This window comes from Salinisphaera sp. T5B8 (genome assembly GCF_040361255.1).
Lineage (GTDB): Bacteria > Pseudomonadota > Gammaproteobacteria > Nevskiales > Salinisphaeraceae > Salinisphaera.
In genome coordinates this window covers 33233-46991 of sequence record NZ_APNG01000015.1, presented here as the reverse complement: position 1 = coordinate 46991, position 13759 = coordinate 33233, and the positions used below count along the sequence as shown (strand labels likewise).

General features: G+C 62.4%; 16 protein-coding genes. 5 read left to right on the top strand and 11 right to left on the bottom strand.

The window, feature by feature from the left end:
• Positions 1 to 31 precede the first annotated feature (31 nt).
• The 4 genes from T5B8_RS13830 to T5B8_RS13815 all read left to right on the top strand — a co-directional run bounded on the left by T5B8_RS13830 (position 32) and on the right by T5B8_RS13815 (position 2398).
• Positions 32 to 1021: an LLM class flavin-dependent oxidoreductase gene (locus tag T5B8_RS13830; RefSeq protein WP_353179643.1), complete on the top strand. Its 990-nt coding sequence runs from the start codon at positions 32 to 34 to the stop codon at positions 1019 to 1021.
• Between the two features lie 147 nt (positions 1022 to 1168).
• Positions 1169 to 1630 (top strand): MarR family winged helix-turn-helix transcriptional regulator, encoded by a 462-nt coding sequence (locus T5B8_RS13825; protein WP_502950702.1) that lies wholly within the window; start codon positions 1169 to 1171, stop codon positions 1628 to 1630.
• A 135-nt stretch (positions 1631 to 1765) separates the two neighbouring features.
• Entirely contained in the window at positions 1766 to 1912 is a 147-nt protein-coding gene (locus T5B8_RS13820; RefSeq protein WP_353179640.1) for a hypothetical protein, read from the top strand.
• 36 nt (positions 1913 to 1948) lie between these two features.
• Positions 1949 to 2398 carry a hypothetical protein gene (locus tag T5B8_RS13815; RefSeq protein ID WP_353179638.1) on the top strand — a complete coding sequence of 150 codons (450 nt, stop codon included), beginning with the start codon at positions 1949 to 1951 and terminating at the stop codon, positions 2396 to 2398.
• A gap of 60 nt (positions 2399 to 2458) precedes the next feature.
• Here the strand turns inward: T5B8_RS13815 and T5B8_RS13810 are convergent, their stop codons facing one another.
• The 3 genes from T5B8_RS13810 to T5B8_RS13800 form a co-directional block, all read right to left on the bottom strand.
• Positions 2459 to 2770 (bottom strand): YMGG-like glycine zipper-containing protein, encoded by a 312-nt coding sequence (locus tag T5B8_RS13810; RefSeq protein ID WP_353179636.1) that lies wholly within the window; start codon positions 2768 to 2770, stop codon positions 2459 to 2461.
• A gap of 204 nt (positions 2771 to 2974) precedes the next feature.
• Positions 2975 to 4141 carry an acyl-CoA dehydrogenase gene (locus tag T5B8_RS13805; protein WP_348765029.1) on the bottom strand — a complete coding sequence of 389 codons (1167 nt, stop codon included), beginning with the start codon at positions 4139 to 4141 and terminating at the stop codon, positions 2975 to 2977.
• Complete coding sequence (locus T5B8_RS13800; protein ID WP_353179634.1) at positions 4138 to 5355, bottom strand: 3-oxoadipyl-CoA thiolase; 1218 nt, start codon at positions 5353 to 5355, stop codon at positions 4138 to 4140. The genes T5B8_RS13805 and T5B8_RS13800 overlap by 4 nt, the downstream gene beginning before the upstream one ends.
• A gap of 371 nt (positions 5356 to 5726) precedes the next feature.
• Between T5B8_RS13800 and T5B8_RS13795 the strand changes: the two genes are divergently transcribed.
• The gene (locus T5B8_RS13795; RefSeq protein WP_353179632.1) at positions 5727 to 6485 is read left to right on the top strand and encodes a class II aldolase/adducin family protein; all 759 of its coding nucleotides are present in this window, start codon (positions 5727 to 5729) and stop codon (positions 6483 to 6485) included.
• A 120-nt stretch (positions 6486 to 6605) separates the two neighbouring features.
• Here T5B8_RS13795 and lipP1 read toward each other — a convergent pair whose 3' ends face one another.
• The 8 genes from lipP1 to T5B8_RS13755 form a co-directional block, all read right to left on the bottom strand.
• Positions 6606 to 7556, bottom strand: a complete 951-nt coding sequence (lipP1, locus tag T5B8_RS13790) for a LipP1 family hormone-sensitive lipase (protein WP_353179630.1) — start codon at positions 7554 to 7556, stop codon at positions 6606 to 6608.
• A 57-nt stretch (positions 7557 to 7613) separates the two neighbouring features.
• Entirely contained in the window at positions 7614 to 8405 is a 792-nt protein-coding gene (locus T5B8_RS13785) for an alpha/beta fold hydrolase (RefSeq protein WP_353179628.1), read from the bottom strand.
• A gap of 26 nt (positions 8406 to 8431) precedes the next feature.
• Entirely contained in the window at positions 8432 to 8593 is a 162-nt protein-coding gene (locus tag T5B8_RS13780) for a DUF2256 domain-containing protein (protein ID WP_353179744.1), read from the bottom strand.
• Positions 8594 to 8632: 39 nt separating this feature from the next.
• Positions 8633 to 9070 carry a GNAT family N-acetyltransferase gene (locus T5B8_RS13775; protein WP_353179626.1) on the bottom strand — a complete coding sequence of 146 codons (438 nt, stop codon included), beginning with the start codon at positions 9068 to 9070 and terminating at the stop codon, positions 8633 to 8635.
• A gap of 24 nt (positions 9071 to 9094) precedes the next feature.
• On the bottom strand, positions 9095 to 10201 hold the full coding sequence (locus T5B8_RS13770; protein ID WP_353179625.1) for a histone deacetylase family protein: 1107 nt from the start codon (positions 10199 to 10201) through the stop codon (positions 9095 to 9097).
• 90 nt (positions 10202 to 10291) lie between these two features.
• On the bottom strand, positions 10292 to 11230 hold the full coding sequence (locus tag T5B8_RS13765; RefSeq protein ID WP_353179623.1) for a ketopantoate reductase family protein: 939 nt from the start codon (positions 11228 to 11230) through the stop codon (positions 10292 to 10294).
• A 142-nt stretch (positions 11231 to 11372) separates the two neighbouring features.
• On the bottom strand, positions 11373 to 12524 hold the full coding sequence (locus tag T5B8_RS13760) for an acyl-CoA dehydrogenase family protein (RefSeq protein ID WP_353179621.1): 1152 nt from the start codon (positions 12522 to 12524) through the stop codon (positions 11373 to 11375).
• A 27-nt stretch (positions 12525 to 12551) separates the two neighbouring features.
• A complete protein-coding gene (locus T5B8_RS13755; protein ID WP_353179619.1) occupies positions 12552 to 13739 on the bottom strand; it encodes an acyl-CoA dehydrogenase family protein in 1188 nt (395 codons plus the stop codon).
• Positions 13740 to 13759 lie beyond the last annotated feature (20 nt).

Genomic DNA, 13759 nt, shown 5'->3' with positions numbered 1-13759 from the left:
ACAGCGTTTCTGCCGGCATGAGACTCGTTCTATGAAAGCCGATCTATCCGTTCTCGATCTCGTCCCCGTACCCAGCGGCGTGGCCGCGTCCGAAGCGGTGCGTAACAGTATCGATCTGGTGCGCCTGGCCGAACGCTGCGGCTATACCCGTTACTGGGTATCCGAACATCACAGCATGCCGAGCATCGCCAGTTCCGCGCCCGAGGTGCTGCTCTCGCGCGCTGCGGCGTTGACCGAGCGTATTCGGGTCGGCTCCGGCGGCATCATGTTGCCCAATCATGCGCCGCTGCGCGTCGCCGAAACGTTTCAGACGCTCGAAGCTTTGTATCCGGGACGTATCGACCTGGGCCTGGGGCGCGCGCCCGGATCGGACGCCCGTGCCAGTCGCGCCCTGCGCGCGGCCTCGGGCGAGCAGTTCGCCGATCTGCTCAATGAAATGCTGGCCCTGTCGCGCGGCACGCTGCGTCGTGGTCATCCCTATGAAGGCGTAACCGTAAGCCCCAGCGATGCGCCGCTACCGCCGATCTGGATTCTCGGCTCCAGCGGCGCCAGTGCGCATGTGGCCGGTTCTGCCGGTATGGGCTACAGCTTTGCGAGTCACTTCAGCCCGGTGCCGGCCGAACCGGCACTACGGCGTTATCGCGGTGCATTCTCGCCCTCGCCGGGCTTTGCCGAACCCCACGCCATTCTCGGCGTGTCGGTCATCTGTGCGCCGACCGACGAAGAGGCCGAATACCTTGCGGCCACTGTCGATCTGATGTGGCTCAGACTGCGCAAGGGCGAGTTTCTGCCCCTGCCCTCGCCCGAGGAAGCGCTGGCGTACGACTACTCCGAAATGGAGCGCAACGCGGTGCTCGAAAATCGCCAGCGCCATATTGTCGGTGGCCCGGAATCGGTGCGCGCGCAGCTCGAGGACTTGTATAGCGACAGCGAGCCTGATGAAATAATGGTTGTATCCAACATACACGATCCAGCCAAGCGCCTACGCAGCTATGAACTGGTCGCCGAAGCGATGCGATAAGCCGCCGGGAGCGGCTATGAGTTTGATATTAAAAACCTAACTTACGACCCTGAAAATCGGGAATTTTTCCCCAAGTCGGCTTTTAATTAGCGCTTATCGTTCAAAAGCGTCACAATACGTCACGCACGTACATACAGGCCCCGGGCTATGCGCGCTTCGACCGCACCAGAAAACGAAGAATCAGATCTGCGCTTGCTTGACGAGCAGCTGTGTTTTTCGTTGTACACGGCGACGCATCGCATTATCCGTGCCTACCGGCCCCTGTTGGAGCCGTTAGGGCTGACCTATGTCCAGTATCTGGTCATGCTCGTACTCTGGGAGCACGCGCCGCGATCGGTAGGCGAGCTGGGCAGCGAACTGTATCTGGACAGCGGCACCCTTACGCCCTTGCTCAAACGCATGGAAAAGACCGGCCTGATCGCGCGCGAGCGCGATAGTGAAGACGAGCGCCGGGTTCTTATCTCGGTGACCGATGAAGGCCGCGACCTGCAGCACAAGTCCGCCGAGATTCACGAGGCGATGCTGTGCCAGATCGAGCTGACCCGGCCGGAAGCACTGGCGCTACGTGAACGCATCATGGAACTGGCCGACACCCTGCGCCAGGCCTGAACGGTTCGCCGTTTACAGCAAACTGCGCGCCGCACGTGACATCGCCTGTCGACGCTCGGCAATTCTACGCATAGCCCTGGCGCACGGGCTCGCGCAGAATTGCGCGCCGCTTATCCGAAACAAGGCCGACCAACCATGTGGCAGTGGATCAACGACAATGCCCAGGCCCTGTCTTTCTTCGCCAGCATCGGCACACTCGGTGTCTGGCTGTTCTATGCCCACCTGCTCTATGCCGGTTTCCGGCGGCAGCGTCAGGCCCGTATCCTGATCAACCAGGGCTAGGGCCAGCAGATCGATTCGGTGTGCCTGATCAGTAATATGAGTCAGGAGCCTATCTATATCCATAGCCTGGTGATGACGATTCGCGCGAGTGATGACGAGTACAGCGAGTCGATTACCGACTTCGACAATGCTCAGCCCAGCGACAGCGAAGACCGGCCGCAGCACGTAACCCGTCAGGGGCCGTTGAACTCTGGCGAACAGATGAATCTCGGTACGTTTCGTTCCATCATCCGCCAGACGTCGAAACGACACGACAATCTTGACGCCGATGACGAGCAGCCGATTCGTACGCTGGCCATCGAGAACTTCAAGATCACGGTGATCGCCAGCTACGGCCCCGAGGGCGGGATTATCGGCGCCCAGCGCAAGTTCATCGTCTCCGGTGAAGACAACGAATTGATGCGCCCGGCGGCGACCACCACCAAACGCATGGCCAAACGCCATGCGCGGGCCAAGCTCCAGCACTGGCTCGAACAGCAACTCTAGGTCGGCACTTGGCGGCGACCCGGCACGACGATCGCGCCGTGCCGGGCTAAAGAACAGACGCTAGCAGCGCCCCTTCTTGGCCTGCCCCGGCGGGCAGTGATAACCGCGATGATCATCGCGGCGATCGTGATAGTCATGATGGTCGTCGCGATCGGTGGTGATCGCGGCACCGCCTGCGGCCCCTGCAGCGCCACCCAGAATCGCGCCGGTACGCCCGCCGACTTCATTGCCGATCGCCGCACCCGCCGCACCACCCAGACCGCCGCCGATCGCGGCGTCGACGGTATTGTCGTCGAGCGCATAAACCGGCGCGCTCAACGTCATCGCCAGCAGACCGGCGATCGTCACTCGTTCCAGGATAGTGCTTTGCATGCTCGGCTCCCAACGCCTGTTCAGCGGCTTGTTTGTCATTGCGGCGTATTTAACCCTTGGCGCGCTGAACGTCTTATGAACTACCGACGCACGGTCGGCACGGCGCGGCTATGGCCCATCAGGCCTCATAGGCGAGCATAAAAAAAGCCTGCCTGGATCAGACCAGACAGGCTTGCGATCCATACCGCTTTTCAGGCGGCGAAGCTAGCCGAACGCCTGAATCCCGGTCTGGGCGCGGCCCAGAATCAGCGCATGCACATCGTGCGTGCCTTCATAGGTATTGACCGCTTCCAGGTTCATCACATGACGGATGACATGGTATTCGTCGGAAATACCGTTGCCGCCGTGCATATCGCGTGCCTGGCGGGCGATATCCAGCGCCTTGCCGCAGTTGTTGCGCTTCATCAGCGACACCATCTCGGGCGCCCAGTTGCCTTCGTCCATGAGCCGGCCCAGACGCAGACAGCCCTGCAGGCCGAGCGTGATCTCGGTCTGCATGTCGGCCAGCTTTTTCTGGATGAGCTGGGTGGCGGCCAGCGGACGCTTGAACTGCTTGCGATCGAGCGTGTAGCTGCGCGCGGCATGCCAGCAGAACTCGGCCGCACCCATCGCGCCCCAGGAAATGCCGTAGCGGGCCTTGTTCAGGCAGGAGAACGGGCCTTTGAGGCCTTCCACGTCGAGCCGGTTTTCTTCCGGCACGAAGCAATCGGAGAGCATGATCTGACCGGTGGCCGAGGCCCGCAGCGAGAACTTGCCTTCGAGCTTGGGCGTTTCCATGCCGCCGAAGTCGCGCTCGACCACGAAGCCGTTGATCTTGCCGTCGAGATTGGCCCAGACCACCGCCACGTCAGCGATCGGCGAGTTGGTGATCCAGTTCTTGGCGCCGTTCAATACATAGCCGCCGTCGACCTTCTTGGCCTTGGTGCTCATGGAGCCGGGATCGGAGCCGTGATCGGGTTCGGTCAGCCCGAAGCAGCCGACCCATTCGCCGCTGGCCAGCTTGGGCAGGTATTTCTCGCGCAGCGTTTCGCTGCCGAAGGTATAGATGGGAAACATCACCAGCGAGGACTGCACGCTCATCGCCGAGCGATAGCCCGAATCCACCGACTCCACTTCGCGGGCGAGCAGGCCATAGCAGACGTGGTTCAGGCCGGCGCCGCCGTACTGTTCGGGAATGGTGGCACCCAGCATGCCGAGCTCGCCGAGCTCGTTCATGATCTCGCGATGAAAGATCTCGTGGCGGTTGGCTTCGAGCACGCGCGGCATGAGGCTGTTCTGACAATAGTCATGACCCGCATCGCGGATCATGCGCTCGTCTTCGGTAAGCTGCGCATCGAGCAGCAGCGGATCGGACCAGGCGAAATCTTTCATGAAGAGGCTCCATTCTTTCGTTCGATAAGCATGGCCACACCCTGCCCGATGCCGATACACAGGCTGATCAAGGCATAGCGGCCGTTAATACGTTCGAGCTGACGCAGACCGGTGAGCGCCAGGCGCACACCCGAAGCACCCAGGGGATGACCCACCGCGATGGCGCCGCCGTTGGGATTGAGACGTTCGTCGTCGCCGGACAAGCCCAGTTCGTGACAGCAACCCAGGACCTGGGCCGCGAACGCTTCGTTGATTTCGATCACGTCCATGTCCTTGAGCGTGAGCCCCGCACGGTCGAGCACCTTCTGGCAGGCGCCGACCGGGCCCAGACCCATCACCCGCGGTGGCACGCCCATTACACCACCGGCGATGATACGCGCCCGCGGCGTCAGACCTGCGGCAACGCCCGCTTTTTTCGAGCCCAGGATCAACGCACCGGCGCCGTCATTCACGCCCGAGGCATTGCCGGCGGTAATAATGCCATTGGCCACGATCGGCGGCAGCTTGGCGAGTTTTTCTGCCGTACTGCCCGGCCGCGGATGTTCGTCGGCGTCGACGGTCAATGGCGGCTGCTTGCGTCCCTGAGGCACATCCAGTGGCATGATCTCGTCGTCGAAAAACCCCTCGGCGCGGGCGGCTTCGTAGCGCGCCTGCGACTGGGCCGCATAGGCATCGGCGGCCTCGCGGCTGATGCCGAAATCGTCGGCGACGTTCTGGGCCGTTTCCGGCATGGCGTCGGCGCCGTACTCGTCGAGAATCTTCGGATTGGGAAAGCGCGCGCCGATCGTCGAATCGAATACCGAAACATTGCGCGAATAGGCCTTGTCGGCCTTGGCCATGACGAATGGCGCGCGGCTCATGGATTCCACCCCGCCGGCGATCACCAGCGCGCCTTCATCGACCGTGATTGCACGGGCGGCATCGACAGTCGCAGCCAGTCCACTGCCGCACAGACGGTTGACGGTCTGACCCGCCACCGACACCGGCAAGCCAGCCAGAAGGCCTGCGTGACGCGCCACATTGCGCGCATCCTCGCCTGCCTGGTTGGTACAGCCGGCGATCACATCCTCGTAATCGTTGCGATCGAACGGGTTGCGTTCGACAAGCTGGCGAATGACCGCCGCAAGCATATCGTCCGGGCGAACCGGAGCGAGCACGCCGCCATGGCGGCCGAACGCGGTTCGCAGACCGTCGTAGATATAAGCGTCGAGCATGCCATCTCCATCAGCTATCGCGACCCGATGTCGCCGCAACCGCCGTCGGCGTTGCACCGGCGGCATCGCGTTTTTTTCGCATTGTTATTCGTTGTGGGCTCGAACACGGCCGTGCGCCGACCGAGCGGCGAACAAAGCACAGCGCTCAGGCTACACTCAAGAGGCCGCGCTTGCCGAAACACCGTTTCGAAAACCGCGAGCAAGAATAGGCGGTGGCCGAATACAACGCAACCGCAAGCACGGGTAGCGCGGCGCTATGCGCCCGCCTGCATCCAGGTTCAACGCGTGGATTGACCCCACTCCGAGCAAGGGCTACTTTGCCTGACAGCAAAATTGCGTTTTACAAATAACTTGCCCATAGGAGGAGACTCATGGCAGATGCCGCGACCCATCGTTCGCCCCGGATGACCGAAGAGGAATGGCAGGTCCGCAAGGATCTCGCTGCTGCCTATCGACTGGTATCGCTCTACGGCTGGGACGATCTGGTGTTCACCCATCTTTCGGCGCGCGTGCCCGGGCCGGAGCATCATTTCCTGATCAACCCCTACGGCTGGCTGTTCGACGAAATCACGGCGTCGTCATTGGTGAAGGTCGACGAGGACGGCCAGATCGTCGACCCCGGCGCCACCAACCGCGTGAACCCGGCCGGCTTCACCATCCATAGCGCGGTTCATATGGCCCGCGAAGAAGCCGGCGCCGTACTGCACCTGCACGCCGCCGACGGCGTAGCCGTCAGCGCGCATCCCGACGGGCTGCTGCCACTGAGCCAGACCGCCATGCTGTGTATCCCGCATATCTGTTTCCATGAATACGAAGGCGTAGCACTGAACCTGGACGAGCGCGAGCGTCTTGTCGCCGATCTGGGCGATCACGACATCATGCTGCTACGCAATCACGGCACCCTTACGGTCGGCAAGAACGTCGGCGAAGCCTTCACCTATATGTATTTCCTGATGAAGGCCTGCCAGATCCAGGTACGTACGCTGGCCATGGGCGCCGGACACATGCCCTCGCAACAGGCCCTGGATACCACCGCCCAGCAGGCCCAGAGCCTGGGTGCGGGCCACAAGCTGGCCTGGCCGGCCCTGATCCGCAAGCTCGAGCGTATGGGCAGCGACTACGCGACCTGAACACCCAGAACGCCAGCGAAAGCACATACCCCGGTTCGGCGATGAACCGGGGTTTTTTCGTTTATACGCCGATCGCGTTCGTATTCAGCGGCTGCCGCCGCGCACTTGGGCGCCGACGCGCTATGCCGGCTGGGCGAAAACGCGCTGCAAACGCATGCCGCAGGCTTCCAGGCATTCGTGCGCCGCGTCCAGAACGCCGGGCATGTTGATGAAACCGTGGATCATGCCCGGGTAATGCAGGTGCTCGGCGTCGTTGCCATGGGCGCGCAGTTGTTCGTAATAGGCGATATCTTCGTCGCGTAGCGGATCATAGCCGGCGGAAATCACCAGCGCCGGTGGAAGTCCGCCGAGGTCGTCGGCATGCAGCGGCGACGAGTACGGATCGTTCGCGTCCGCGGGTTCACCACTGAAATAATGATTCATGAACCAGTCGAGCAGGGGACGCGTGAGTCGGTAACCTTCGGCAAGTTCGGTGTGCGAAGGCTGACTGCGCGTACGATCGGTGCCCGGATATATCAGCAGCTGATAGACGAAATCCGGTCCGCCCTCGGCCTTGGCTTTCAAGCAGGTCACCGTGGCCAGGTTGCCGCCAGCGCTGTCGCCACCGATGGCGATACGGTCGCGACGCACGCCCAGCGCCTCGGCCTGCTCGACGATCCAGTTCACCGCCGCCCAGCAATCCTCGACCGGCTTCGGGTACGGGTATTCGGGCGCCATGCGGTAATCCACCGAAATCACCATGCAGTCGCCGTGTATGGCCAGATGACGACAGGGAATATCGTGACTGTCGAGACTGCCGATCACATAGCCGCCGCCGTGGATATAGATCAGCAAGGGCATGGCCTCGCCGGCCGGATCGCGCGGGGTATACACGCGCAGGCCGATATCGCCGAGCGGCCCCGGGGCGGCGATATCGCGCACCGCGAACATCTGCGGTGGGCGGCCGCCCACCATGGCGCAGCCTTTTTCGTACTGTAGGCGTGCCGCCTCGGGCGAGAGTGTTTCCAGAAGTGGCAAATCACTTTGTTCGGCGGCCTGGAGTACACGGGCGGCCTGCGGGTCGAGTGTCATGGGCAATCTCGATGCGGCGACGCGATACCCCGTCGCCGGTATGAAACAAAAATACGACTAGTCGATACGTTGCAGAAACGCCTCGATCGCGGCATTGACCGGCTGCGGGTGGGTCAGATTCGCTGCATGCCCGCCGCCCGGCACGACGACCAGCTCGGCATCGGCCAGGTTGTCCGCCAGCTGCTGCGCACGTTCCATGGGAATGGCCATATCGGCATCGCCGTGCACCACCAGCGCCGGTTGCGCGATCTGGCCGAGCTTGGCAGTAATATCGTCACGCGAGGTCAACGTATGAAATGCGGCCAGCAGGTTATGCGACTGCCAGGCACGCCATTTGTGTTGCCAGTGGGCGGTTTCCTTGGCATCCGCGCCGAGGATGATGCCGGCAATCGTATCCGCGATTTCCTCCGGCAGACCGTGGGTCGCCCAGGTATCGATCATCTGCTTGTAGCCGGGCAGATGGTCGGGGTTCTCCTGTCCGGCCTGGGTATCGAGCAGAATCAGCGCGCGCACACGACTCGGGTGCGTCAACGCACAGCGCAGGCTCAGAAAACCGCCCTGGCTCATGCCGGCGAGAATCGCATTCTCGATGCCCAGATGATCGAGCAGACCGACCAGATCATCGGCCGAATCATAGTAGCTGAATGGCGCCGGCGTCTGGCCGCTGGCAGTCTGACCATGCGCTCGTTCGTCCCAGACGATGCAGCGGTAGCGATCCTGAAAGGCCGCGACCTGGTGAGCGAACATTTCATGATCCATGAGCAGACCGTGCGAGAACACGATCGCCGGCGCATCGCCGCCGCTGTCCTGATAGAAGATCTGCTGTCCATTGATCGAAGCAAACGGCATCGGGCTCTCCCCGTCGTTATCAGTTGTCATTCGCGCAAGCGCGCATTGGCGCGCTGCTTGTACGCCCGCTTGCAGGCCTGACTGCAAAACCGGATCGCCGGCCAGTCGCGTGCCCACTTCCTGCGCCAGGCAAACGCCCGCTCACAGTAAAGACAGTTTTTGGCGGGCAGGTCCGCCTTCCTGCGCATTCGTCCCATGTCCGCACTCGCTGTACCCAGGGGCCGCGCTCACGGATAGCGAAGCACATCCTCGCCATGAAAATGCTGGCCGGTATCGACGAAACCGTGGCGCTCGTACAGGCGGCGCGCGGCGGTATTGTCCGGGGTGAGGCTGATCAGAATCGGCGCGTCCGGGCGTTCGTCCTTGAGCGTGTCGATCAACGCCTGCAGGGCCAGTCCGCCATAACCGCCGCCCTGCCAGGCGGTATCGATCATGAAGCGCGGAATGTTGTAAGCCTCGCGCGCGGGCAGGTATTCGGCCATCGCGAAACCGATGAGCGTGGCGTTGGCATAGATGGCGTAGGGTTCGCAGCTCGGCTGCACATAGGCCTCGGCCAGCGAATACAGATTGGAGGCTACGCGCGTGGCCTGTTCGGGCGACAGGCGCAAGTGGATCACCTGCTGCCAGTTGCTCAGATCGACCGGGCGCAGTGTTACCGTCGGCATGGGGTCGTCACTCGGCATCGCAGATCATTCCATATCGGCAAACGCCGAACGGTGGAATTCGGCGATCTCGGCGACCTCATCCACCCCCGGCTCACGGACCGTGGCCGGTGTACCGCCGGCCATCACCTCGAGCACCCGGTGCGTGCAGCGGGCCAGCGTGTCCGGGTTGTAGCCACCCTCCAGCGCCATCACCAGCCGACCGTCGCAATACTGATCGGCCAGGCGCTGCACGATCCCCGCCAGTGCACTGTAGCCATCGAAGCTCATGTTCAGACACAGCTCCGTACGGTGGGCGTCCATACCGGCCGATACCAGAATCAGCTCCGGATTGAACCATTCTGCGGCCGGCACGAGGATATCCTCGAATGCCTTGATAATGGCCAGGTCGCCGGCATCCTCGGGCAGCGGCACATTGACCGTCGTGCCTTCGCCCAGGCCTTCGCCGATTTCCTCCAGATCGCCGGTGCCGGGATAGAACGGCGCGGCGCGATGGGTATCGAAGAACATCACGCTCGGATCGGCCGCGAAGATATCCTGCGTACCGTTGCCGTGATGCGCATCCCAGTCGATGATCAGCACGCGCTCGATATCCCAATGGAACTGGGCATGGGCCGCGGCCACCGCGATATTGTTCAATAAACAGAAGCCGCGCGCGCGCACCGCATTCGCGTGATGCCCGGGCGGGCGGCAGATCACGAACGCTGACTGGGCCTTTTTCTCGAAGACGGCATCGATCGCCGCAATGGTCGAGCCGGCGGCCACCTCTGCCGCCTCGAGACTGCCGGCGGACACCGCGGTGGTATCCACATCCAGCCAGGCCTGTTTACCTTCCAGCTCGTGCAGGCTTTCCAGATACGAGGTGGTATGCACGCGATTGAGCTGCTCCTGGGTCGCCTTCTGGCCGGTGGCGACACGCACGCCGGCAATGGGCTCGGCGCTGAGCAGCTCCTTGATTGCGATCACCCGGCCTGGATGTTCGGGGTAACTCCATTTGGCCTCGACGCCGAGCCCGTCGAGGATATGCCGAATCCGCTTGTCCATGCGGCCCGGCAGAAATTCTTCCTCGGCCTCGGGTCGGTGCGCGAGCACCCGTTCGTCGTAAATCACCAATACGTCACGATCGCCCACCACGGCAGATACTCCTTGGTAACCCTCGCACGAGCCTAACAGCTGCCCCATGGGGGCCGTTGGTCACGGCCAAGAATAAACAATTCGCAGCAGTTACGCCTGTTTATCGCCCAATACCTCGCGCATGGCAAACGTCACGCGCATGGTTTCCAGGCGCGGCACATCCACGCCGTGCCGGTGGGCGATGTCCACCACGTTACCCAGAATCGCCTCGATTTCCATCGGCCGGCCGTTGAGGTAGTCCAGGGCCATGCTGTTGATATAGGCCGGCATCTTGCGGGTACCGGCGATGTTCTTGTCGATTGCGTCTTCGGGCATCGGATAGCCGTCGGCCGCGGCGACCGCACACACCTCGGCCATCATCGCCCGGGCCAGCGCCTCGCCGCCGGGCGTATCCAGCAGAGTGACCGTATCGGCACCGCCGGCCAGCACCGACAACGGGTTGAACGGCGTATTCCAAAGGCTCTTGCGCCAGCGCTCGCCGACCACGGCCTCGGAACGTTTCACATCGATGCCGCCGGCCTCGAACAGCGCTGCGATCGCGCGACATTCCTCGCTTACGCCTTCGGGCCAGCTCCCCATGGTGAGTGCGCCGAACGCCTTGTGCTCGATTTCGCCGGGCGCGACACGGCTGACCGCAATGAACGCCAGACAACTGATAATCGGATTGTTTGGCAAGGCATCGGCGACTTCGCGTTCGATATCGATACCGTTTTCGATGAGCACGACACGGGTGTTGTCGCTCACCCAGGGCTTGATCAGGGCACCGCGGTCGATCGACGACAATACCTTCACGCAGCAGATCACGTAGTCGGCTTCGCCTTCGGGCGTATCGCCGTCACGATAGACCGCGTCGGGCCGGTACGACAGGTCGCCCAGCGGGCTGTCGATTCGAAAGCCGTTGGCCTTGACCGCGTCGTACTCCGAACGCAGCACCACGCTTACATGGCAACCGGCACGCTTGAGAATCGCGCCATAGAAACTGCCGATCGCACCGGCACCCACCACGACAACACGTGTGCTTTCACTCATCGCAAATTCCTTTTCGGTGTTGCAGCGCCGGCACGTACACCGGCCCGCGCTTCAATGTAACGCCAAGTGCGCTAAAAACCTAAAAAAAACGGGCTGCCGGCAAGCGCCGACAACCCGTGATTCGCCAGCCGCGACGCCCGGATCAGGCGGCGGCGTTTTCCTCGACCAGCAGGTCGATGAGGCGGTCGGTGTGGTAGTTGCCATCACCCAGGTAATGGTCGATCAGCACGATCCGCTTGGCGTAATGCGAGATGGAGGATTCGTCCATCATGCCCATGCCGCCGAACAGCTGGATCGCCTCTTCGGCCACGTGCCGGCCGGCCTTGCTGACCATGGCCTTGGCCGCGGCCAGACGCTGACGACGCTCGGCGTCCGGGGCCTCCAGCGAACAGGCCGCCCACAGCGCCAGCGAACGCACTTTCTCCAGCGAAATACGCATGTCCACCATGCGATGCTGCAGGGCCTGGAAGCTGCCGATCGGCACGCCGAACTGCTTGCGTTCCTTGATGTAGTCCAGGGTCAGATCGCAGGCCACTTCCATGGCACCGGCGGCCTCTGCGCACAGGGCGATGATGCCGCGATCCAGCGCATACTGCAGCGGTGCGGCCGCGCCGCCCTCTTCGCCCACCAGCGCGTCGGCGCCGACCTTGACGTTGTCGAGGCTGATTTCAGCGGCTCGGTGGCCGTCGAAGGTCGTATAGCCTTCGCGCGACACGCCGTCGGCGTTGCCGTCGACCAGGAAGGCACTCAGGCCGTTCTTGCCCGGGTTGTCGCCGCTGCTGCGGGCGATCACCAGCAGCCGGTCGGCGCTGTCGCCGCCGAGCACCACGGCCTTCTTGCCGGACAGCACATAGCCGTCGCCGTCCTTGGTCGCCGTGGTTTCGATCCAGAACGGATCGTAGCGGCCATTGGGCTCGTAGCAGGCCAGCGCATATTTCTGTTCGCCGCTGATGATCGGCGCCAGGGCGTCCGCCTTGGCATTGTCATCGAGGGCGGCATCCAGGAAGGTACCGGCCAGTACCACGGTCGACAGATAGGGCTCGACCACCAGACCGCGGCCAAAGCCTTCGGCTACCACCATCAGCTCGGCGCCACCGCCATCGAAACCGCCGGCGGCTTCCGAGAACGGCACCGCCAGCAGGCCGAGTTCGGCGAACTGCGACCACACCTCGGGCGAGTAGCCGGGTTCGGATTTGATGATCTTTTCGCGCTGCTCGAAGCTGTACTGATCGGCCACGACGCGGTCGACCATGTCCTTGAGCATGCGCTGCTCGTCGCTATAGGAAAAATCCATTGTCTATTCCTTTTCCTGCGTACCGGACTACAGTCCGAGGATCGCCTTGGAAATGATGTTCTTCTGAATCTCGTTGGAGCCGCCGAAGATCGACAGCTTGCGCAGATTGAAGTACGTGGAGGAGGCCGAGGCCGAGAACTCGGGGCCGAAGGCGTCTTCGCCCACCTCGAGATCGGGGAACGGCAGCGCATAGGGGCCGGCCAGCTCGCGATAGAGATCGGAGATCTTCTGGCGCACTTCCGTGCCCATGACCTTCAAAAACGAGCTTTCTGCGCCGGGTACGCCGCCGGCCTCGGCCGCGGAGACCACACGCAGGTTGGTCATTTCGACCGCCATGAGTTCGAGCTCGAGTTCGACCAGACGTTCGGCCACACGCGGATGCTCGATCAGCGGCTTGCCTTCAGCCTGCTCGTTGCGCGCGATCTGCTTGAGGTGTTCCAGCGCAGCCTTGGAGATACCCACGCCGGCAATACCGGTACGCTCGAAGGTGAGCAGGTACTTGGCACAGGTCCAGCCCTTGTTCTCTTCGCCGACCAGGTTCTCGACCGGCACCTTCACGTTGTCGAAGAACACTTCGTTGACTTCGTGCGCACCGTCGAGGGTGATCAACGGACGCACGGTCACGCCGGGGGTGTTTTCCATGTCCACGAGCAAAAAGGAAATGCCTTCCTGCTTCTTGACCGTGGTATCGGTGCGCACCAGCACGAAGATCATGTTCGCGTGCTGGCCCAGCGTGGTCCAGGTCTTCTGACCGTTGACGATGTAATGGTCGCCATCACGCTCGGCGCGGCACTTCAGACTCGCCAGGTCCGAACCGGCGCCCGGCTCGGAATAACCCTGGGCCCACCAGTCCTCGCTTTTGAGGATACGCGGCAGGTAGTAGTCCTTCTGTTCCTGGGTACCGAACTTGATGATCACCGGGGCGACCATGTTCAGGCCGAACGGCAGGATACGCGGCGCGCCCGCTTCTGCACTCTCTTCCTCGAAGATGTGCTTCTGAATCGGGCTCCAGCCCGGGCCGCCGTATTCCTTCGGCCAGTTGATCGCCAACCAGCCTTTTTCATACAGCGCGCGCTGCCAGGTGATCATATCCTCCGGCGAGACATGCTCGGACGACTTCACCTTGTCGGAAATTTCCTTGGGCAGTTTCTCTGCCACGAAGGCCCGGACCTCGTCGCGGAATGCGAGTTCGGCTTCGTTATATTGAATATCCATTGATTACTCCGTAGTGCGCA